This window comes from Pseudomonas azotoformans, from assembly GCF_001579805.1.
GTDB lineage: Bacteria > Pseudomonadota > Gammaproteobacteria > Pseudomonadales > Pseudomonadaceae > Aquipseudomonas > Aquipseudomonas azotoformans_A.
In genome coordinates, this window is sequence record NZ_CP014546.1 from 6756463 (window position 1) to 6776377 (window position 19915).

19 protein-coding genes and 2 pseudogenes are annotated in these 19915 nt (G+C 60.7%); 12 read left to right on the plus strand and 9 right to left on the minus strand.

What is annotated here, in order from left to right; translation table 11 throughout:
* Positions 1–109: 109 nt before the first annotated feature.
* Together AYR47_RS31120 and AYR47_RS31125 are read right to left on the minus strand one after the other, a co-directional pair.
* Complete coding sequence (locus tag AYR47_RS31120) at positions 110–1108, minus strand: NAD-dependent epimerase/dehydratase family protein (protein WP_033896329.1); 999 nt, start codon at positions 1106–1108, stop codon at positions 110–112.
* A 52-nt stretch (positions 1109–1160) separates the two neighbouring features.
* Positions 1161–2054 (minus strand): LysR family transcriptional regulator ArgP, encoded by an 894-nt coding sequence (locus tag AYR47_RS31125; protein ID WP_016975403.1) that lies wholly within the window; start codon positions 2052–2054, stop codon positions 1161–1163.
* 99 nt (positions 2055–2153) lie between these two features.
* Here AYR47_RS31125 and AYR47_RS31130 point away from each other — a divergent pair, with 99 nt between their 5' ends.
* The 7 genes and pseudogenes from AYR47_RS31130 to AYR47_RS31160 all read left to right on the plus strand — a co-directional run bounded on the left by AYR47_RS31130 (position 2154) and on the right by AYR47_RS31160 (position 9554).
* Complete coding sequence (locus AYR47_RS31130) at positions 2154–2555, plus strand: ACT domain-containing protein (RefSeq protein WP_061449340.1); 402 nt, start codon at positions 2154–2156, stop codon at positions 2553–2555.
* A gap of 5 nt (positions 2556–2560) precedes the next feature.
* The gene (locus AYR47_RS31135; RefSeq protein WP_061449341.1) at positions 2561–3160 is read left to right on the plus strand and encodes a LysE/ArgO family amino acid transporter; all 600 of its coding nucleotides are present in this window, start codon (positions 2561–2563) and stop codon (positions 3158–3160) included.
* A 178-nt stretch (positions 3161–3338) separates the two neighbouring features.
* Entirely contained in the window at positions 3339–3935 is a 597-nt protein-coding gene (locus tag AYR47_RS31140; RefSeq protein ID WP_033896332.1) for a superoxide dismutase, read from the plus strand.
* A 152-nt stretch (positions 3936–4087) separates the two neighbouring features.
* A complete protein-coding gene (locus AYR47_RS31145; RefSeq protein WP_055725970.1) occupies positions 4088–4273 on the plus strand; it encodes a hypothetical protein in 186 nt (61 codons plus the stop codon).
* A 193-nt stretch (positions 4274–4466) separates the two neighbouring features.
* A complete protein-coding gene (locus tag AYR47_RS31150; RefSeq protein ID WP_028617709.1) occupies positions 4467–6518 on the plus strand; it encodes a putative bifunctional diguanylate cyclase/phosphodiesterase in 2052 nt (683 codons plus the stop codon).
* Positions 6519–6645: 127 nt separating this feature from the next.
* Positions 6646–7989 carry an imelysin family protein gene (locus AYR47_RS31155; protein WP_038851605.1) on the plus strand — a complete coding sequence of 448 codons (1344 nt, stop codon included), beginning with the start codon at positions 6646–6648 and terminating at the stop codon, positions 7987–7989.
* 109 nt (positions 7990–8098) lie between these two features.
* Positions 8099–9554, plus strand: a pseudogene (locus AYR47_RS31160) (TrkH family potassium uptake protein).
* On the opposite strand, the gene AYR47_RS31165 reads toward AYR47_RS31160, so the two are convergent.
* On the minus strand, positions 9511–10569 hold the full coding sequence (locus AYR47_RS31165) for an AraC family transcriptional regulator (RefSeq protein WP_033896336.1): 1059 nt from the start codon (positions 10567–10569) through the stop codon (positions 9511–9513). The pseudogene AYR47_RS31160 and the gene AYR47_RS31165 overlap by 44 nt on opposite strands.
* Before the next feature lie 160 nt (positions 10570–10729).
* Between AYR47_RS31165 and AYR47_RS31170 the strand changes: the two genes are divergently transcribed.
* From AYR47_RS31170 to AYR47_RS31180, 3 genes and pseudogenes are all read left to right on the plus strand, one after another.
* Positions 10730–11041: a DUF962 domain-containing protein gene (locus tag AYR47_RS31170; protein ID WP_015885568.1), complete on the plus strand. Its 312-nt coding sequence runs from the start codon at positions 10730–10732 to the stop codon at positions 11039–11041.
* A 350-nt stretch (positions 11042–11391) separates the two neighbouring features.
* A pseudogene (locus AYR47_RS31175) lies at positions 11392–11575 on the plus strand (hypothetical protein).
* Between the two features lie 104 nt (positions 11576–11679).
* Positions 11680–12876 (plus strand): MFS transporter, encoded by a 1197-nt coding sequence (locus AYR47_RS31180; RefSeq protein WP_061449343.1) that lies wholly within the window; start codon positions 11680–11682, stop codon positions 12874–12876.
* Here AYR47_RS31180 and arfB read toward each other — a convergent pair.
* From arfB to AYR47_RS31195, 3 genes are all read right to left on the minus strand, one after another.
* Positions 12873–13286: an alternative ribosome rescue aminoacyl-tRNA hydrolase ArfB gene (gene arfB, locus AYR47_RS31185; RefSeq protein WP_017737978.1), complete on the minus strand. Its 414-nt coding sequence runs from the start codon at positions 13284–13286 to the stop codon at positions 12873–12875. The genes AYR47_RS31180 and arfB overlap by 4 nt on opposite strands.
* A 12-nt stretch (positions 13287–13298) precedes the next feature.
* The gene (locus AYR47_RS31190; protein WP_033896339.1) at positions 13299–13982 is read right to left on the minus strand and encodes a pentapeptide repeat-containing protein; all 684 of its coding nucleotides are present in this window, start codon (positions 13980–13982) and stop codon (positions 13299–13301) included.
* A 100-nt stretch (positions 13983–14082) separates the two neighbouring features.
* A complete protein-coding gene (locus tag AYR47_RS31195) occupies positions 14083–15504 on the minus strand; it encodes an amino acid permease (protein WP_033896340.1) in 1422 nt (473 codons plus the stop codon).
* Between the two features lie 638 nt (positions 15505–16142).
* On the opposite strand from AYR47_RS31195, the gene AYR47_RS32775 reads away from it, so the two are divergent.
* Complete coding sequence (locus AYR47_RS32775) at positions 16143–16280, plus strand: hypothetical protein (protein WP_003175756.1); 138 nt, start codon at positions 16143–16145, stop codon at positions 16278–16280.
* 73 nt (positions 16281–16353) lie between these two features.
* Entirely contained in the window at positions 16354–17313 is a 960-nt protein-coding gene (locus AYR47_RS31205; protein ID WP_061449345.1) for a hypothetical protein, read from the plus strand.
* Between the two features lie 60 nt (positions 17314–17373).
* Here AYR47_RS31205 and rluB read toward each other — a convergent pair whose 3' ends face one another.
* From rluB to scpB, 3 genes are all read right to left on the minus strand, one after another.
* Complete coding sequence (gene rluB, locus AYR47_RS31210; RefSeq protein ID WP_010208149.1) at positions 17374–18585, minus strand: 23S rRNA pseudouridine(2605) synthase RluB; 1212 nt, start codon at positions 18583–18585, stop codon at positions 17374–17376.
* Positions 18586–18729: 144 nt separating this feature from the next.
* Positions 18730–18921 carry a DUF1289 domain-containing protein gene (locus AYR47_RS31215; protein ID WP_033896343.1) on the minus strand — a complete coding sequence of 64 codons (192 nt, stop codon included), beginning with the start codon at positions 18919–18921 and terminating at the stop codon, positions 18730–18732.
* 32 nt (positions 18922–18953) lie between these two features.
* On the minus strand, positions 18954–19904 hold the full coding sequence (gene scpB, locus AYR47_RS31220) for an SMC-Scp complex subunit ScpB (RefSeq protein WP_061449346.1): 951 nt from the start codon (positions 19902–19904) through the stop codon (positions 18954–18956).
* Positions 19905–19915: the final 11 nt, after the last annotated feature.

The window sequence follows — 19915 nt, forward strand, 5'->3', positions numbered from 1 at the left end:
AACCCTGAATCGGTGAAGTGGCGTGCGACGGGAGTATAAACCGCGCTCCCGGCGCACTGATCGACCCGGAACGCCAGATTCGGTTCCCTAAGTGTTGCCGCTTGTGTGCTTACTTGAACCCCGGATCCTGGGCTTTCCACCAACTGCAGAACTCGTCGAGGGCGGTCCACAGGCTGACTTTGGGCTCGTAGTCCAGATAATGCCTGGCGCGGCTGATGTCGAGGGTGAAATCTTTGTTCATCACTTGCATGCCCAGGCGCGACAGCGACGGCTCCGGTCGCCCGGGCCACATCGCACAAAACGCTTCGTTGAGCGCCGCCACGCTGTAGGACAAACCGTAGGAACGGTAACGCGTCACCTGGGGCAATTGCATTTGACGCATCACGTAGTTCACCACATCCCACACCGGCACCGGCGTGCCGTTGCTGATGTTGTAGGCCCGGCCCAGCGCAGAGCCTGGCGCGAGCAAACTGCTGAGCAGCGCTTCGTTGAGGTTGTGCACGCTGGTGAAGTCGACCTTGTTCAGGCCGTCGCCGACGATGGCCAGGCGGTTCTTGCGCTGCATGTTCAATAGGCGCGGGAAGATGCTCATGTCACCGGCACCCGTGACGAATCGCGGACGCAAGGCAATCACTTCAAGGCCGAACTCCTGGGCTCCGAACACCTTCTGCTCGGCCAGGTATTTGGTGGCCGCATAAGGGTGCTTGAAGCGCTTGGGCACTTGCTCTTCGGTCAGGCCCAGGTGATCGCGGCCGTCAAAGTAGATGGAGGGCGATGACAGGTGCACCAAACGCCCGACGTGCTGCTTGAGGCAGGCTTCGACGACGTTTTCGGTGACCAGCACGTTGCCTTGGTGAAAGTCCTGATACTTGCCCCACAAGCCGACGGCGCCGGCGCAATGCACCACGGCTTCGACATCGCGGCACAGGTGTCGCACCAGGTCGGCGTCATTCAGATCACCCTGGATAAACTCGGCGCCACGCCTGACCAGGTGCTCCACACCTTCGGCACGTCGCCCGTTGACCCGCACGTCCAGGCCCTGCTCCAGGGCGAAACGTGCAAAGCGCCCGCCAATGAAGCCGCTTGCGCCGGTGACCAGAATCTTCATGTATTACCCCATGTTCTTACGTTTTTCATCGCTGTTGCCTTGACGCACGCCATCACTCCAACGGCACCAACCATTGACCACAGGCCTGGGCCAGATGGTCGGTCAGCAAGCCCAACAGTTGCCCGCCACTGCGCCAATGATGCCAGTACAACGGCACATCGATGGGCTTATCTGGCAATAACTCGACCAATATGCCCTTTTCCAGCTGGTCGCGAACCTGCAATTCCGGCACCAGCCCCCAGCCCAGGCCCGCCTCGGTGAGGCGGATAAAGCCTTCAGACGATGGGCACAAATGATGCTCAAAACCACCGTCCACGCCGAGAGAAGCCAGGTAGCGGTGCTGCAGGAAATCATCCGGCCCGAACACCAGTGCTGGGGTGCGCGCCAGTTGATCGGCGCGTACGCCCTGGGGAAAATGCCGGGCAATGAACGCCGGGCTGGCCAACGCCCGATAACGCATGGCGCCCAGCAACAGGCTGCGCGCGCCCGCCACCGGACGCTCGCTGGCGCAGATACAGGCCGCCACTTCGCCAGCGCGCATGCGTTTGAGGCCGACGGTCTGGTCTTCCACCACCAGATCCAGCAGCAGATGCTGCTCGGCGCAAAACCCGCTGACAGCCTCGGCCCACCACGTGGCAAGGCTGTCGGCGTTCAACGCGATGCGCAAGCGTTCGGGCATGCCCTCTTCATCCAGCGCCGGCACCTGGCTTTGCAGGTCACGCTCCAGCAAGCGCACCTGTTGCACATGGTTGAGCAGGCGACGGCCGATATCGGTGGGCGTCGGCGGCGTGGCCCGCACCAGTACCGGCTGGCCAATGCGCGCCTCCAGCAACTTGATGCGCTGGGAGATTGCCGATTGCGACAGTCCCAGCACTTGAGCGGCACGCTCGAAGCCCGCTTGTTCCACCACGGCTGCCAGGGCAGAGAGTAATTTATAGTCGAACATCAGTTTCTCTAATGAGCGATCAGGAATATTTGTTTTTCTTATACATCCTAGACAATGAGAATAGCCAGCATCGCTTCTCTCTTTAATAAGGAACCTCCCATGGCTGGCGAAACCGCCCTGGCAACCCTGCTGCGCAGCATGAGCCCTCAACTCAATGACGGCGACTATGTGTTCTGCACCGTGCCCGACAACCGCATCCCTGGTGGCTGCGAGGTGATCGGCAGCTTTCGCGAGCAGGAAGGCCTGACCCTGATCGTCGAACGCCAACAAGCGGAACAGGCTGGCCTGGCTTTTGATTACGTCGCCGCGTGGATCACCTTGAATGTGCATTCGGCCCTGGAAGCCGTGGGCCTCACCGCCGCCTTCGCCAGTGCGCTGGGCAAGGCCGGCATCAGTTGCAACGTGATTGCCGGTTATTACCACGACCACCTGTTCGTCGGGCGTGCCGATGCCGAGCGCGCCCTGCAGGTGTTGCGGCAACTGGCTGCAGACGCGGAGTAAATCCTATGTGGCAAAGCTATTTGAATGGTCTGCTGGTGGCGCTGGGCCTGATCATGGCCATCGGCACCCAGAACGCCTTTGTACTGGCGCAGAGCCTGCGTCGTGAACATCACTTGCCCGTGGCGGCATTGTGTGTGGTGTGTGATGCCCTGCTGGTGGCCGCCGGGGTGTTCGGCCTGGCGACGGTGCTGGCGCAAAGCCCGGTGCTGTTGGCGGTGGCACGCTGGGGCGGCGCGGCGTTCCTGATCTGGTACGGCGCGTGCGCACTGCGCCGGGCCTGTTCGAAACAGAGCCTGGACCAAGGCGACACTCTCAAGGTGCGCTCGCTGCGCGCGGTGATGCTGAGCGCGCTGGCCGTGACCCTGCTCAACCCGCACGTGTACCTGGACACCGTACTGCTGATCGGCTCACTCGGCGCACAGCAAACCGAACCCGGCGCCTACGTGGCCGGGGCGGCCAGTGCGTCGTTCCTGTGGTTCGCCACTCTGGCACTCGGCGCGGCGTGGCTGGCACCCTGGCTGGCGCGCCCCGCAACCTGGCGCCTGCTGGACCTGTTGGTGGCGGTGATGATGTTCAGCGTGGCCTATCAATTGATCGCGGCTTAGGGAATATTCCAAAACGCTCTGGAACCTCTATCCCACACAGTTGTTGCGTGGTTTTGCCGCACCCCCGGTGCTATGATCCGGACCCTGCGCCGCAAAGAGTACAAACTCCCCGGCGCTTGTTTGGCCGCCCGTGATCGGCCTTGCGCTCACCGCAACTGACCTGATTAGGAGAATCATCATGGCTTTCGAATTGCCGCCGCTGCCCTACGCACACGATGCCCTGCAGCCGCACATCTCCAAGGAAACCTTGGAATTCCACCACGACAAGCACCACAACACCTACGTCGTGAACCTGAACAACCTGGTGCCAGGCACCGAGTTCGAAGGCAAGACCCTGGAAGAGATCGTCAAATCCTCTTCGGGCGGCATCTTCAACAACGCCGCTCAGGTCTGGAACCACACCTTCTACTGGAACTGCCTGGCGCCAAACGCCGGTGGCCAACCGACCGGCGCACTGGCTGATGCCATCAACGCTGCGTTCGGTTCGTTCGACAAGTTCAAGGAAGAGTTCACCAAGACCTCCGTCGGCACCTTCGGTTCCGGTTGGGGCTGGCTGGTGAAAAAGGCTGACGGTTCCCTGGCCCTGGCCAGCACCATCGGCGCCGGCAACCCGCTGACCAACGGCGACACCCCGCTGCTGACCTGCGACGTGTGGGAACACGCCTACTACATCGACTACCGCAACGTGCGTCCAAAGTATGTGGAAGCGTTCTGGAACCTGGTCAACTGGAAGTTCGTGGCTGAGCAGTTCGAAGGCAAGACCTTCACTGCCTAAGCAACGCTTGCAGTAGAAAAAGCCCGGCATTGCCGGGCTTTTTTGTGGGCGTTCCACAACGCTGGCCAGACCGGAATCGTGGAACCCGCAGAAGGGAATCTGCCACCCACGCAGTGAGAGGAATAACCCTTTCACACTCTGCTGGAGAATCAATGATGGAAGAAATCGGAAAAGCAGGCGGGCAGATGGCGATGCAACTCATCAGCGGCCTTATGAAAGGCCTCGCCGGTGGCGCAGGTGGCGGTAGCGAAGGCGGCGGTGCCAGTGCACCCAGCAAGCCCGGTGAGGACATGATGCCGCCGGCGCCGTCGAAGATCGAGGTTTCCGCCTATCAGTGATGCAAAGGCTTAGCCTGACCACAGGCCAGTCGAGTACCCAGACGGCGGAGCAAATCCGCCGTTTTTTTCTGTTTTTTTCTGTGCATCCAGCCTCAAGACGCCTGCGGCCCTAATGTTCCTTTGACTGCCCTCACGGGATTGCCAATACTCATGGCATATTGAAGGCCACCCGCATGAGACAAGGAATGCCCCTTTGAAGCTGGAACTCAAGAACAGCTTGTCGGTGAAGTTGCTACGGGTTGTGCTGCTGTCGGCATTGATCGTGGGCGTAGCGCTGAGCGTGGCGCAGATCGTTTTCGATGCCTACAAGACGCGCCAGGCCGTGGCCGGCGATGCCCAGCGCATCCTCGACATGTTCCGCGACCCCTCGACCCAGGCCGTCTACAGCCTGGACCGCGAGATGGGCATGCAAGTGATTGAGGGCCTGTTCCAGGATGACGCGGTGCGCATGGCGTCCATCGGGCATCCCAACGAAACCATGCTCGCCGAGAAAAGTCGCGCATTGCAGCAATCATCCAGCCGCTGGTTGACCGACTTGATACTCGGCCAGGAACGCACGTTCACCACTGCATTGGTCGGCAAAGGCCCCTACAGCGAGTATTACGGTGATCTGAGCATCACCCTCGACACGGCCACCTACGGCAAGGGGTTTATTGTCAGTTCAGTGATCATCTTTATTTCCGGGGTCTTGCGCGCCCTGGCGATGGGCCTGGTGCTGTACCTGGTCTACCACTGGCTGTTGACCAAGCCGCTGTCGCGGATCATCGAGCACCTGACCTCAATCAACCCGGACCGACCCAGCGAACACAAGATCCCGCAACTCAAGGGCCACGAGCGCAACGAATTGGGGCTGTGGATCAACACCGCCAACCAGTTGCTCGAATCCATCGAACGCAACACCCACCTGCGCCATGAGGCGGAAAGCAGCCTACTGCGCATGGCCCAATACGACTTCCTGACGGGCCTGCCGAACCGCCAGAAACTGCAGGAGCAACTGGACAAGATCCTCATCGACGCCGGTCGCCGCCAACGCCGCGTGGCCGTGTTGTGCGTGGGGCTGGATGACTTCAAGAGCGTCAACGAACAGTTCACCTACCAGGCCGGCGACAAACTGCTGCTGGCCCTGGCCGACCGTTTGCGTGCCCACAGCGGCCGCCTCGGTGCCCTGGCCCGGCTGGGCGGTGATCAGTTCGCCCTGGTACAAGCCGATATCGACCAGCCCTACGAGGCCGCCGAACTGGCGCAAAGCATCCTCGATGACCTTGAAGCGGAATTTGCTCTCGACCACGAAGGCATCCGCCTACGCGCCACCATCGGCATCACCCTGTTCCCGGAAGACGGCGACAGCACCGAGAAGCTGCTGCAAAAAGCCGAGCAAACCATGACCCTGGCCAAGACCCGGTCGCGCAACCGTTACCAGTTCTATATCGCCAGCGTCGACAGCGAAATGCGCCGTCGCCGCGAGCTGGAAAAAGACCTGCGCGATGCCCTGAGCCGCGACCAATTCCACTTGGTGTACCAGCCGCAGATCAGCTACCGCGATCACCATGTGGTCGGCGTGGAAGCGCTGATCCGCTGGCAGCACCCGGAACATGGCCTGGTGCCGCCGGACCTGTTTATCCCGCTGGCCGAGCAGAACGGCACCATCATCCCGATTGGCGAATGGGTGCTCGACCAAGCCTGCCGGCAATTGCGCGAATGGCACGACCTGGGCTTCACCGAGTTGCGCATGGCGGTCAACCTGTCCACCGTGCAATTGCACCACACCGAGTTGCCGCGGGTGGTCAACAACCTGATGCAGATCTACCGCCTGCCGCCGCGCAGCCTGGAACTGGAAGTCACCGAGACCGGCCTGATGGAAGACATCAGCACCGCCGCCCAGCACCTGCTGAGCCTGCGCCGTTCCGGGGCATTGATTGCGATTGATGACTTCGGCACCGGCTACTCATCCCTCAGCTACTTGAAAAGCCTGCCGCTGGACAAGATCAAGATCGATAAGAGCTTCGTGCAGGACCTGCTGGACGATGACGACGACGCCACCATCGTGCGGGCGATCATCCAACTGGGCAAAAGCCTCGGTATGCAGGTGATCGCCGAAGGCGTGGAAACCGCCGAGCAGGAGGCCTACATCATCTCCGAAGGCTGCCATGAAGGTCAGGGTTATCACTACAGCAAACCCTTGCCGGCGCGGGAGTTGGCGGCTTTTTTAAAGCAGTCGGAGCGCAATAACGCCGCGATTCTCTGATGCAGCAAAACGATACTGAATATTTCCCGCGTATAACCCTTTACACAAAATGCAAATCTTTCGCATTATGTCGCAGTTTTTGCGCTCCCCCGCGCGCCCCATCAACAACCGAAGCAGGATGTTCGCCATGATTCGTATGCCCCTGGCCACCGCCAGTCTGCTGGCCATTGCCATTTCTCTCGCCGGTTGCGGCGAAGGTAAAGACAAGGCCGCCGCGCCTCAGGCGCCGACCCCGGCTGCCAGCACTACCGCTCCAGCGGCTGCCACCCCTGCCGGCCAGGTCGACGAAGCCGCTGCCAAGGCCGTGGTCGCGCATTACGCAGACATGGTGTTCGCGGTCTACAGCGATGCCGAGTCCACCGCGAAAACCCTGCAAACCGCTATCGACGCGTTCCTCGCCAAGCCGAACGACGAAACCCTGAAAGCCGCGCGCACCGCCTGGATCGCCGCCCGCGTTCCTTACCTGCAAAGTGAAGTGTTCCGCTTCGGCAACACCATCATCGACGACTGGGAAGGCCAGGTGAACGCATGGCCGCTGGACGAAGGCCTGATCGACTATGTCGACAAGTCCTACGAACACGCCCTGGGTAACCCAGGCGCCACTGCCAACATCATCGCCAACAACGAAATCCAGGTCGGCGAAGACAAGGTCGACGTGAAGGACATCACCCCGGAAAAACTCGCCAGCCTCAACGAGCTGGGCGGTTCCGAGGCCAACGTCGCCACCGGCTACCACGCCATCGAATTCCTGCTCTGGGGCCAAGACCTGAACGGCACCGGCCCAGGCGCCGGCAACCGTCCTGCGTCGGACTACCTGACCGGCGACGGCGCCACTGGCGGCCACAACGAGCGTCGCCGCGCCTACCTGAGCGCTGTGACCCAACTGCTGGTCAGCGACCTGGAAGAAATGGTCGGCAACTGGAAACCCAACGTCGAAGACAACTACCGCGCCACCTTGGAAGCAGAACCTGCCACCGACGGCCTGCGCAAAATGCTGTTCGGCATGGGCAGCCTGTCCCTGGGCGAACTGGCCGGTGAGCGCATGAAGGTTTCCCTGGAAGCCAACTCGCCGGAAGACGAGCAGGACTGCTTCAGCGACAACACTCACAACTCGCACTTCTACGACGCCAAGGGCATCCGCAACGTCTACCTGGGCGAGTACACCCGCGTGGACGGCACCAAAATGACCGGCGCCAGCTTGTCGTCCCTGGTGGCCAAGGCCGACCCGGCAGCCGACACCGCACTGAAAGCGGACCTGGCGGCTACCGAAGCGAAGATCCAGGTCATGGTTGACCACGCCAACAAGGGTGAGCACTACGACCAACTGATCGCGGCCGGTAACGATGCGGGCAACCAGATCGTCCGTGACGCCATCGCCGCCCTGGTCAAGCAGACCGGTTCGATCGAAGCGGCGGCGGGCAAGCTGGGTATCAGCGACCTGAACCCGGATAACGCTGATCACGAGTTCTGATCAATGCGCAGTTGAATGAGGCGACCTTCGGGTCGCCTTTTTCATGGGCGGTTTACATGCCCTGCACCCCAGGTAGAATGGCGCCTCTGCCCTATCTCGAGCGAAATTCATGGCGTTGCCGACCCTGCGCATCATCGGTTTCATCATCGGCATCTTCCTGATCACCCTCGCGATCGCGATGGTCGTGCCCATGGCCACCCTGGTGATCTTCGAACGCACCAGCGACCTGCCCTCCTTCCTGTGGGCCAGCATGATCACCTTTATCGCCGGCCTGGCGCTGGTGATTCCCGGTCGCCCCGAGCATGTGCACCTGCGCCCGCGGGACATGTACCTGCTGACCGTCAGCAGTTGGGTGGTGGTGTGTATCTTTGCCGCGCTGCCATTCCTGCTGACCCAGCACATCAGCTACACCGACTCGTTTTTTGAAAGCATGTCCGGCATTACCGCCACCGGCTCCACGGTGTTGAGCGGCCTGGACGCGATGTCGCCGGGTATCTTGATGTGGCGTTCGCTGCTGCACTGGCTCGGCGGTATCGGCTTTATCGGCATGGCGGTAGCGATCCTGCCGCTGCTGCGCATTGGTGGCATGCGCCTGTTCCAGACCGAATCCTCGGACCGTTCGGAAAAGGTCATGCCCCGCTCGCACATGGTGGCGCGACTGATCGTGGCGGCCTACGTGGGCATCACCATCCTCGGCAGCCTGGCGTTCTGGTGGGCCGGCATGGGCTTGTTCGATGCGATCAACCATGCGATGTCAGCGATTTCCACCGGCGGGTTCTCCACCTCCGATGAATCCCTGGCGCACTGGAAACAACCGGCGGTGCACTGGGTAGCCGTGGTGGTGATGATCCTCGGCAGCTTGCCGTTTACCCTGTATGTGGCCACCTTACGCGGTAACCGCCGGGCGTTGATCAAGGACCAGCAGGTCCAGGGCCTGCTCGGTTTGTTGCTGGTGACCTGGCTGGTATTGGGCACCTGGTACTGGTGGACCACCAACCTGCACTGGCTGGACGCGCTGCGTCATGTGGCGCTGAACGTCACGTCGGTGGTGACGACCACAGGGTTTGCACTCGGGGACTACAGCCTGTGGGGCAATTTCTCACTGATGCTGTTCTTCTACCTCGGTTTTATCGGCGGCTGTTCGGGCTCCACGGCCGGCGGGATCAAGATCTTCCGCTTCCAGGTTGCGTATATCCTGCTCAAGGCCAACTTGAACCAGCTGATTCACCCGCGCGCGGTGATCAAGCAGAAGTACAACGGCCACCGTCTCGACGAAGAGATCGTGCGGTCGATCCTGACCTTTTCGTTCTTCTTCGCCATCACCATCTGTGCCATCGCCCTGGCCTTGTCGCTGCTTGGCCTGGACTGGATGACCGCCTTGACCGGCGCCGCGAGTACCGTTTCGGGCGTGGGCCCGGGCCTGGGCGAAACCATTGGCCCGGCGGGCAATTTCGCCAGCCTGCCGGATGCGGCCAAGTGGATCCTGTCGCTGGGCATGCTGCTCGGGCCGGCTGGAGATCATTACGGTCTTTGTTCTGTGTATTCCGGCGTTTTGGCGCCACTGACGCTCGACGCGTCCAACAACCGCGCCCGGTATTCGCCGGGCGTGACATCGAACCAGCGACGAAACGCGCGGAAGAAGTTGCTCGGGTCGGCAAAGCCCAACAGGTAGGCAATTTCCAGCAGGGTCATGCTGGGTTGCGCCAGGTATTGCTCGGCCAGTTCACGGCGGGTGTCATCGAGCAGGGTCTGAAAGCTGGTGCCCTCCTCCTGCAAGCGCCGCTGCAAGGTGCGCTGGGACAAGTGCAACGTCTGGGCCACCACTTCACGCTTGGGCTCGCCCTGGGGCAACAGGCGGCACAACACCTGCCGCGCCTTGTGGGTCACGCGGCTTTCCGAGAAGCGCGCCAGGTATTCACCGGCAAAGCGGTCATGCAGCAAGGCCATGGCCTCGTTGGCCGTGGGCAGCGGCGCGTCCATGTCGGCCCGCTCGAAAATCAGCGCGTCGTAGGGTGCATTGAACTCCAGCGGCGCATGGAAGGCTTGTTTGTACGGGGCCAGGTCCGCCGGTTGCTCACCTTGCAGCACCACCTTGCGCGGCTGCAGCGTGCGGCCGGTCAGCCAGCCGCACAGGGCCAAGGCACTGGCCAGCGAGGCTTCGGCGCTTTGCCGGGTAGGCGGCAGGTGGTCACCGTGTACCGTCAGAATCAGCGCATAACCTTCGGGGATCAGTCGGAAACTCAGGTCGGCACTTTCAGCGATGATCCGCTGGTAGCGCACCAGCCGCATAAAACCTTCGGCCAGGGTGTTACTGGACATCAATGCATAACCGGCCACATGAAATGACGCCGGGCGCACCACTTTGCCCATGTTCAGGCCGATCGCCGGGTTACCCGACAGCTCCACCGCGCGCTGCCACAGGCGGGTCATGGAGTCCTGCGGAAACCGCGCATCGGGATCGCTCAGCGCGGCGTAGTCGAGGCCGAGCTGCTTGAACAAGGCGCGGCAATCCAGGCCGTCCATTTCCAATGCCTTGACTATCCCCATCGCCCAGCTTGCAGAAGTTGTTCGTTCGCTCATGGCGTCTTCTTAATAAAGCAGGCTCAAACGGCAGCCAGGAAGCCAAGGATACTAAAGTGGCATCTATTGTCACTGGCTGTTACCACTGATCACTCTAGACTCAAATAAGCTCCCCGCCGAACATCTGTTGGGCGGCATAACAATCAAAGGGCCGGTCACCGTGGAAAACGTCAAGCGATTCAATAGCTTTGCTGAGTTTTATCCGTATTACCTGAGCGAACACGCCAACAGCACCTGCCGGCGCCTGCACTTTATCGGCACCACGCTGGTCATCGGCATTTTGGCGTATGCCATCGGCAGAGGGTCGCTGGGCTTGCTGATCGCTTTGCCCATTGCCGGTTACAGCTTTGCCTGGATCGGCCATTTCTTCTTCGAAAAGAACCGTCCGGCGACGTTTCAGCACCCGTTCTACAGCCTCTTGGGGGATTTTGTGATGTACCGCGACATGATCCTCGGCAAGGTGCCGTTCTAACCGAACGACCGTTTAAACGATGAAAGTTCATCCATCTGCCGACATTAAAATCTTTTTGTCATTTGCAGTGCTGTATCCTGCCAAGGCTTTTTGAGAGCGCGGAATCACCTGCGATTGAAAAAACAGACCTTGCGAGGAGCGACGACGATGCACGAGATACCTAATCTCCCCTTCCCAAGCCTGCACCCTACAGAGCAGCCAACACCGCAGCAGGCCAGTGACAAACAGCCTGAGGCCAAAGAAGCAAAACCAGTCGACAGCGAAAGCCAGGACTGACGCCGTACCAGACCGTGTGGAAAGCGCAGCTTTGAGCGCTTTCCACACTGCCTGAACCCATCGAGACGCCCGCCATGACCGATACCCTCCTCGACAACCCGGATACCGCTGTACTCGACGCGGGCCTTGCAGATGGTCGAGATCTGGAACCGCCTCAGCGCCGACAAACAAGCGCTGCTGCTCAAGCGTTTCGGCACCCAGGAAAACGCCCTGGCCGCCCTGGTCACCACCCAATTGCTGGCCCCTGCCCAAGCCTGACGTCTTTCTGAGCGGAGGTTTTTGCGTTTTACCGCCCTGCGCAAGCCAAACCACCGGTATCATTAGCAGCCTATCTTTACCTGCCGCGACAGTGGACCTTTCCCATGCCCGATACCCAGCGCCCCATGGCGGTCACGCTGCAAGTTGTTTCCATCGTGTTGTTCACCTTCATTGGCTACCTGAATATCGGCATTCCCTTGGCCGTGTTGCCGGGCTATGTCCACAGTGAGCTGGGTTACGGCGCGGTGGTTGCCGGCCTGGTGATCAGCGTGCAATACCTGGCTACCCTGCTCAGCCGCCCGTATGCGGGCAAAATCATCGACAACCTGGGCAGCAAGCGCGCCGTGCTGATCGGCCTGGCTGGCTGCGGCCTGAGCGGTGTGTTCATGCTGCTTGCGGCGTGGTTTTCCAGCCTGCCGGCCTTGAGCCTGGGCAGCCTGTTGATTGGCCGCCTGGTCCTTGGCAGCGCGGAAAGCCTGGTAGGTTCGGGCGCGATCGGCTGGGGCATCGGACGGGTCGGTGCGCAGAACACCGCCAAGGTGATTTCCTGGAACGGCATCGCCAGCTACGGCGCGCTGGCCGTCGGCGCGCCACTGGGCGTGTTGCTGGTAAGAAATTTCGGGCTGTGGAGCATGGGCGTCAGCATTATCTTGCTGGCCATCGTCGGCCTGCTGCTGGCCTGGAACAAAGTCGCTGCACCAATCGTTGCCGGCGTGCGCCTGCCCTTCATGAATGTGCTGGGCCGCGTATTGCCCCATGGCTGTGCCTTGGCGCTGGGTTCCATCGGCTTTGGCACCATCGCCACCTTCATCACCTTGTATTACACCACCCAGCACTGGGATAACGCGGTGTGGGCCCTGAGCCTGTTCGGCGCCAGCTTTATCGGCGCACGGTTGTTGTTCGGCAACCTGATCAACCGGATCGGCGGCTTTCGCGTGGCAATTGCCTGCTTGTCGGTGGAGATCCTCGGTTTGCTGTTGCTGTGGCTGGCGCCGGACGCCAACCTGGCCCTGGCTGGCGCGGCGTTGAGCGGCTTTGGCTTTTCCCTGGTGTTCCCGGCGCTCGGGGTGGAGGCCGTCAACCTGGTGCCAGCATCCAGCCGCGGCTCGGCGGTGGGCGCCTACTCACTGTTTATCGACCTGTCGCTGGGCATCACCGGACCGCTCGCCGGGGCCGTGGCAGCCGGCTTCGGCTTTGCGTCGATCTTCCTCTTCGCCGCCCTTGCAGCCCTGGGTGGTTTGCTGCTGAGCCTGTACCTGTACCGTCAGGCACCCAAGGCCCGCGAGGCGCGTGACGACTAAAAGTCGACCTTGCCGCGCCCGGCCTTGATGCTGCCGCGCTTGGTCTTGGATTCGAGACGGCGCTTTTTCGAGCCCAGGGTCGGCTTGGTCGGGCGGCGTTTCTTCTCCACCTTGGTAGCGCTGAGAATCAACTCCACCAGACGCTCCAACGCATCCGCGCGGTTCTGCTCCTGGGTCCGGTATTGCTGGGCCTTGAGCACCAGCACGCCTTCACTGGTGATGCGGCTGTCGCGCAGCGCCAGCAAGCGCTCCTTGTAGAACTCCGGCAGCGACGACGCGGGGATGTCAAATCGCAGGTGCACGGCACTCGACACCTTGTTGACGTTCTGTCCACCAGCGCCCTGGGCACGAATGGCGGTCAGCTCGATCTCGGCGTCGGGCAGCTGCACATTGTTGGAAATCACCAGCATCAATCAAAAACCTTAAGCAACGGACAAGCCCAACTCGGACAACAACATCGACGCCTGGGCTTTGGAAATCACGGCGCCTTTGAACAGTTTGGCATCATTCAGGCGAAACCCGCTTAAATCCGCCCCCCGCAAGTCGGCGCCAGCAAAATTGGCGCCGTTGATACGAGCGTGGGCCAGGCTGCAATCGATCAGTTCGGCCTTGCGAAAGTCGGCATCCGACAAATCGCTGTCGGAGAAATCCAGGTTATTCAGCACGGTGCGGGCAAACGACAGCCCGGACAAGAAGGCGCTGTTCAACCGCGTTTCGCTGAAGCTCAAGCCCAGCGAGGCGCAATGGGTGAAATTGGCGCCGGTCAACTTACAGTGCTCAAAGCTCGCCTGGGACAGCTTGCTGCGCTGCCAGCGGGTGTTGTTCAGATCGCAGCTATGGAAGTGCGCTTCCAACAGGTTCGCCGCTTCGAAAATGGCGAGACTGGCGCGGCAGCTTTTCCACTGGGTGCCTTCCAGGCGCGAACCGAGAAAGGAGGTCTGGACCAGGATGCAGCGTTCGAACACCCAGTGATCCAAGGCCATGCGCGACAGATCAGCGCCGCTCAAATCCACTCCGATCAGGCGCAAGGGGCCACCATGCTGGTCGACCAGGTCTTCCAGTTCATCGCGCTGCAAGGCGCCGCCGTCGATGTCGGTGTGTTGCATGGGGCCTCCAGGCACGCTGAAAAAACGAGGGGCGATTCTAACCTGCCCCTGCACACAAAAAACCCGGCATGGCGCCGGGTTTTCTGTTGGAGAAAAGGTCCTACTCCAGAACCGTCCCCGTTGTGCCCATGGCTGCGCGGGCACTGCGCTTGTTCTTGACCCAGTAACACACCGCCATAAACGCCACCCACACCGGGATCGCGTACACCGACACCTGGATCCCCGGAATCATCAGCATGATCACCAGGATAAACACCACGAACGCCAGGCACACATAGTTGCCGTACGGGTACCACAACGCCTTGAACAGCGGCACCTGGCCGGTGCGGTTCATGTGTTGGCGGAACTTGAAGTGGGAGAAGCTGATCATCGCCCAGTTGATCACCAGCGTGGCCACTACCAGCGACATCAGCAGTTCCAGCGCGTGTTGCGGGATCAGGTAGTTCATCAGCACCGCCACCAGGGTGATCGCCGCCGACGCGAGGATGGAGCGTACCGGTACGCCGCGCTTGTCGATCTTCGCCAAGGCCTTGGGCGCATCGCCCTGCTCGGCCATGCCCAACAGCATGCGGCTATTGCAGTAAGTGCCGCTGTTGTACACCGACAGCGCGGCGGTCAGGACCACGAAGTTGAGGATATGCGCAGCGGTGTTGCTGCCCAGCATCGAGAACACCTGCACGAACGGGCTGCCGCTGTAGGCGTCGCCGGAGGCGTTGAGGGTGGTGAGCAGGCTGTCCCATGGCGTCAGCGACAGCAGTACGACCAGCGCACCGATGTAGAAGATCAGGATTCGATAGATCACCTGGTTGATCGCTTTCGGGATCACGGTGCGTGGCTGGTCCGCTTCAGCGGCGGTGAAGCCGAGCATTTCCAGGCCGCCGAAGGAGAACATGATGATTGCCATGGCCATCACCAACCCGCCGACGCCATGGGGGAAGAAACCGCCGTGCTCCCACAGGTTGGTCACCGAGGCCTGTGGCCCGCCGCTGCCGCTGACCAGCAAATAGCTGCCCAGGGCGATCATGCCGACGATGGCCACCACCTTGATAATGGCAAACCAGAACTCGGCTTCACCGAAGACTTTGACGTTGGCCAGGTTGATCAGGTTGATCAGCACAAAGAAGGCGGCGGCCGAGACCCAGGTCGGGATCTCCGGCCACCAGTAGTGCACATATTTGCCGACCGCCGTCAGCTCCGACATGCCCACGAGGATGTACAGGATCCAGCAGTTCCAGCCCGACAGGAACCCGGCGAAACCGCCCCAGTACTTGTGGGCAAAGTGGCTGAAGGAACCGGCGACCGGCTCTTCGACGATCATTTCACCGAGTTGGCGCATGATCATGAAGGCAATGAAGCCGCAGATGGCATAGCCCAGGATCATCGACGGGCCGGCGGATTTGAGCACCCCGGCCGAGCCGAGGAACAGGCCGGTGCCGATGGCGCCACCCAGGGCGATCAACTGGATATGCCGGTTTTTCAGGCCGCGTTTCAGCTCGCCTGAAGAGGAAGGGGGAACACTCATGAAAAGGCTCTCACGCAAGGTTTGATGATGTTGAATGCAGGTTGCTGCCTTGAATTACCGACTCAAGCAGCGCCGCTCAAACCCCAGCGCAAGCACCAGGAGTACAGCGTCTTTCTAACGGTCATGCGTCACCTGTTTGTTTTTATCTGTGACGAAATCGAACCCGTCCGGCTCGTGGCCAGGCGGAGTGATCAGGGTGGGTAAACCCTGGGGTCTTGGCCTTTTGCGTGGTTACGCAAGGGGGTCACAGTAAAACGCGGCGGATTGTACACCGCTCGCCAGCTTGGGGGCGCCCTCGAGAGACGAGTGCGACGATCTGTCAGGTAATCCTTACAGGGCCGGGTCAGCCAATAATGTCGCCATTTACTCGTAAATTAATCGTTACAGCACGGAAAATTAACGTTACAGCCGTAATTTTGAGGAAAATTGTCGCTCGGAAATTTCCTACAATTTAGCCTGCGTAGTTCCCTGAATTTGCTAAAGAAAAATTCAAACACAAAAAACAGAACAAAAAATCCAAATGAAACCGTGTCAATAAAAATTTTGCATTTTGAAACACTCTCTCCTAGGTTCTTCCCACTTGCCAGCGAAGCCCGTTGGCAAGCCGTTCTCAAACAACGTCCTCTAGGAGATACACCATGCAAGCACTGGAAAACGACCTGGAAACCGAACTGCAACTCGACGATTGGTTTGAAGCGCCGACCCATGAGGCCGCCGTTGAAATGATGCAAGCCGACGCCGTTGTGCCGTTCGGCACCGCGATGTGGCCATTCTAAATATCGGCAGGCATCCGGCAGGTGCTGTGCACGGCATCTGCCTCCTTACCCAAGGCACAGAAGGAAACACGTCATGGACAAGGCCCGCGCCGTCGAACACTTTCTCTACTACCTCGCGCACCACCCGGCCCTCAATGGCCTGAGTCGCCCCACCGTGCTGCTGGGCCATACCGAGCGCTACGACGCCATCGCCCAGGCGATCACCCACAGCAGCGCCGCACGCTTCAACTTCCAGGTGCAGCGCCTGGACCTCGCCGCCAGCGACACCCTGGCCGAGGCCATCGAAGCTTGCGACCTGTACCTGTTTCTCTACGACTCTTCCACCCTGCCCAACCCTCGCGCCGAAGGCCCGAACTTTATCCGCGCCCTGCAGGGTGTGATGGCCGAACACTGGAAAAAATCCCTGCTGTTCAAGGACTACGGCGACTACTTCTACGACACCTTCAGTGTAGAGCCCCAGCGTATTGCCGACCTCAACGCCACGCTGATCCGGCGCATGTCGCAAGCCACGGTGCTGAGCTTTACCGACAAGCACGGCTCACGCCTGGAAGCGCCGATGAGCAGCATCAAGAAGTGGACCAATATCAACGGCATCGGCAACCACGACCTGGCCCCCGGCGAGATCGCCACTCACAGTGAAGCCATCAATGGCCAAGTGAGGTTTGTCGGCACCTTTCTCAGCACCATCCCGTTTGCGCGTAAATATGGCGTGCTGGCGTCACCACTGGAGCTGTGGATCGAGAACTCGACCATCTGCAGCGTGGCCAGTGAGGTGCCGGGGCTGGCAGATGATTTCAACAAGTACCTGAATGCCAACCCGTCGAACCGTCGCGTTGAGGAATTGGGGATTGGCACCAATGAAGGCGTGAAGGATCTGTATGCGCGCAATGCCGGGTTTGAGGAGCGCCACTGTGGGCTGCACCTGGGTTTGGGGGGCGGGCAGAAAGGCAGCCATCACTTGGATCTGATCTTTGCCAGTGGGGTGTTGGCGTTGGATGACAAGCCAGTATTCGATGGGACTTTTGCGTTCTGACAAATGCTGTGCATAAAAAAACGCCAACCCGAGGGTTGGCGTTTTTGTGCAGCACTTACATCACTGCGGCTTCTTGCGACCAAAACCAGGACGCTGACCCGAACCGGCCGGGGCGCCACGGCGCTTGCCCGACGGCTCGTCCGCGACCAGTTTCGGGCCAGGGCGCTTGTTCGCCGCCGGCTTGGCTGGACGCTTGGTGCTGGCGTTATCGGCCGGGCGATCCGCTTCACCCCGGTTGCTGCGACCACCGGCCGGGGCCGGGCGCGGTGCACGTGGCGCACGTTCACCTTCCTGGCGCGATGGCGCGGTTGGGCGACGCTCACCTTCGATCTGCGGCTCACGGGAGATACGACCGCCGGTTGCCGGTGCATTCAGCGCCGGGCGCAGGGTGCGGGCCACACGCTCGGTACGTGCCACAGGACGCGACGATTTGCGCTGCATACGCTCAAGCTTGTCTTTGCTCTTGGCGTTCATCTGCGGCATCGCGACCGGTGTCAGGCCGACTTCGGCACTGAGGATGTCGACTTCGTACTGGCTCATTTCGCGCCAGCGGCCCATCGGCAGGTCGGAGTTGAGGAACACCGGACCGAAACGCACGCGCTTCAGGCGGCTGACCACCAGGCCCTGGGATTCCCACAGGCGACGCACTTCACGGTTACGCCCTTCCATCACCACGCAGTGGTACCAGTGGTTGAAACCTTCGCCACCTGGCGCCTGCTTGATGTCGGTGAACTTGGCCGGGCCGTCTTCCAGCACCACGCCCGCCTTGAGGCGCTCGATCATCTCGTCATCGACTTCGCCACGTACACGCACGGCGTATTCGCGGTCCATCTCGTAGGACGGGTGCATCAGGCGGTTGGCCAGTTCACCGTCAGTGGTGAACATCAGCAAGCCGGTGGTGTTGATGTCCAGACGTCCGATGTTGATCCAACGACCTTCTTTGGGCTTGGGCATCTTGTCGAACACGGTCGGACGGCCTTCCGGGTCGTCACGGGTGCAGATCTCGCCGTCCGGCTTGTTGTACATGATCACGCGACGCACCGATTCGGCGGCCTCTTCACGCTTGATGACCTTGCCATCAATGGTGATTGCATCGTGCAGGTCGACGCGCTGGCCGAGGGTGGCCTCGACGCCGTTGACCTTGATGCGCTTCTGGGTGATCCAGGCTTCGACGTCGCGGCGCGAGCCCACGCCGATACGCGCCAGCACCTTTTGCAGTTTTTCGCCTGCTGGGCCGATTTCCTGGCTGTCGTTCTGGTCTTTGTCGTTCATCTTAAGCACCTCCCGGTGGGTCGATTCAGGCGTGGCCTGAAGAGTGTTGAAAGCGGGGCTTTGGCCGAATAGCTCGGCAAAGGGTCGCGAATCATACGCGCATGGTGCGCGTTGCGCATCAGAGACTAGTCGATAACACCCTAATCATTTGCTTTTCCGCCGACCGGTGGCGCCCAGGGCCAGCAATCGGAGTTCGGCTTCGGCCAGGACCGTGCGTTTGTCGGCCTTGTCGAGTTTCTTCCAGGCGCGGATCTCGCGCTTGCTGCGGCCACAGCCGACGCAGATGTCGGCGTTGAATTTGCAGAGGCTGATGCAGGGGTCTTTGGTGGAACTCATGGGCAATCCTTTTTAAGAACAGTCAGATTGCGTCAGTCTTCGAACTGGCGACGCTCGGCTTCGATGGCTTCTGCCAGGGCGCGGGCTTCGTCCTCCTCGTCGCTCAGGGGCGGTTGTTCGAGAGCGGCGACGGCGGCGAGGAGTTTTTCGCGCGCTTCAGCCACGCCAAGGATGTCTTCCTCCGGCTCTGGCTCTGGCTCTGGCTCTGGCTCTGCTTCGACTTCAGGCTCACCCTCAACGTTCGGTTGAGTTTCAGGTTCGGCGGCACCGTCACGCAGCAGGTCATCAAAGTCAGTCTTGATGCCCTGCTCCATGTCGTCCAATTCCAGCAGCAACGTATGGAAACTGGTCTCGTCCTTCGGCTCTTCCGGCTCGGCGCTGGCATCGGCCAATTCCTGCAGGCTTGCGGGGACGGGCGCGTCGTCAAAATCGAGCACCGGCTCGGCTTCCATCTCGCGCAGTTCGGCCAGCGGCGGCAAATCGTCGAGGTTTTTCAGGTTGAAATGGTCGAGAAACACCTTGGTGGTGGCGAACATCGCCGGTTTGCCGGGCACGTCGCGGTAGCCGACGATGCGGATCCACTCGCGTTCCAGCAAGGTCTTGACGATATGACTGTTGACCGCCACGCCCCGCACATCTTCGATCTCGCCACGCGTAATCGGCTGGCGATAGGCGATCAGCGCCATGGTCTCCAGCATCGCCCGCGAATAACGTTGCGGACGCTCTTCCCACAAACGGCCGACCCACGGGGAAAACTTCTCACGGATCTGCAGGCGGTAACCCGACGCCACTTCGCGCAATTCAAAGGCGCGGCCATCGCAGGATTTGCGCAGGATTTCCAGCGCCTTCTTAAACACCGACGGCTCAGGGCGCTCGGCTTCTTCAAAGAGTTCGAACAGGCGTTCCAGGGATTGCGGCTTACCTGAGGCCAGTAGGAAGGCTTCCAGCAGCGGCGCCAGTTCGCGGGGTTCAGTCAGATTCATCGATTCAGCTC

Bases quoted from the DNA above. Each gene is read 5' to 3' on its own strand.
- AYR47_RS31120 (WP_033896329.1), bottom strand. From the start codon at position 1,108: ATGAAGATTCTGGTCACCGGCGCAAGCGGCTTCATTGGCGGGCGCTTT.
- AYR47_RS31125 (WP_016975403.1), bottom strand. From the start codon at position 2,054: ATGTTCGACTATAAATTACTCTCTGCCCTGGCAGCCGTGGTGGAACAA.
- AYR47_RS31130 (WP_061449340.1), top strand. From the start codon at position 2,154: ATGGCTGGCGAAACCGCCCTGGCAACCCTGCTGCGCAGCATGAGCCCT.
- AYR47_RS31135 (WP_061449341.1), top strand. From the start codon at position 2,561: ATGTGGCAAAGCTATTTGAATGGTCTGCTGGTGGCGCTGGGCCTGATC.
- AYR47_RS31140 (WP_033896332.1), top strand. From the start codon at position 3,339: ATGGCTTTCGAATTGCCGCCGCTGCCCTACGCACACGATGCCCTGCAG.
- AYR47_RS31145 (WP_055725970.1), top strand. From the start codon at position 4,088: ATGATGGAAGAAATCGGAAAAGCAGGCGGGCAGATGGCGATGCAACTC.
- AYR47_RS31155 (WP_038851605.1), top strand. From the start codon at position 6,646: ATGATTCGTATGCCCCTGGCCACCGCCAGTCTGCTGGCCATTGCCATT.
- AYR47_RS31165 (WP_033896336.1), bottom strand. From the start codon at position 10,569: ATGAGCGAACGAACAACTTCTGCAAGCTGGGCGATGGGGATAGTCAAG.
- AYR47_RS31180 (WP_061449343.1), top strand. From the start codon at position 11,680: ATGCCCGATACCCAGCGCCCCATGGCGGTCACGCTGCAAGTTGTTTCC.
- arfB (WP_017737978.1), bottom strand. From the start codon at position 13,286: ATGCTGGTGATTTCCAACAATGTGCAGCTGCCCGACGCCGAGATCGAG.
- AYR47_RS31190 (WP_033896339.1), bottom strand. From the start codon at position 13,982: ATGCAACACACCGACATCGACGGCGGCGCCTTGCAGCGCGATGAACTG.
- AYR47_RS31195 (WP_033896340.1), bottom strand. From the start codon at position 15,504: ATGAGTGTTCCCCCTTCCTCTTCAGGCGAGCTGAAACGCGGCCTGAAA.
- AYR47_RS32775 (WP_003175756.1), top strand. From the start codon at position 16,143: ATGCAAGCACTGGAAAACGACCTGGAAACCGAACTGCAACTCGACGAT.
- AYR47_RS31205 (WP_061449345.1), top strand. From the start codon at position 16,354: ATGGACAAGGCCCGCGCCGTCGAACACTTTCTCTACTACCTCGCGCAC.
- rluB (WP_010208149.1), bottom strand. From the start codon at position 18,585: ATGAACGACAAAGACCAGAACGACAGCCAGGAAATCGGCCCAGCAGGC.
- AYR47_RS31215 (WP_033896343.1), bottom strand. From the start codon at position 18,921: ATGAGTTCCACCAAAGACCCCTGCATCAGCCTCTGCAAATTCAACGCC.
- scpB (WP_061449346.1), bottom strand. From the start codon at position 19,904: ATGAATCTGACTGAACCCCGCGAACTGGCGCCGCTGCTGGAAGCCTTC.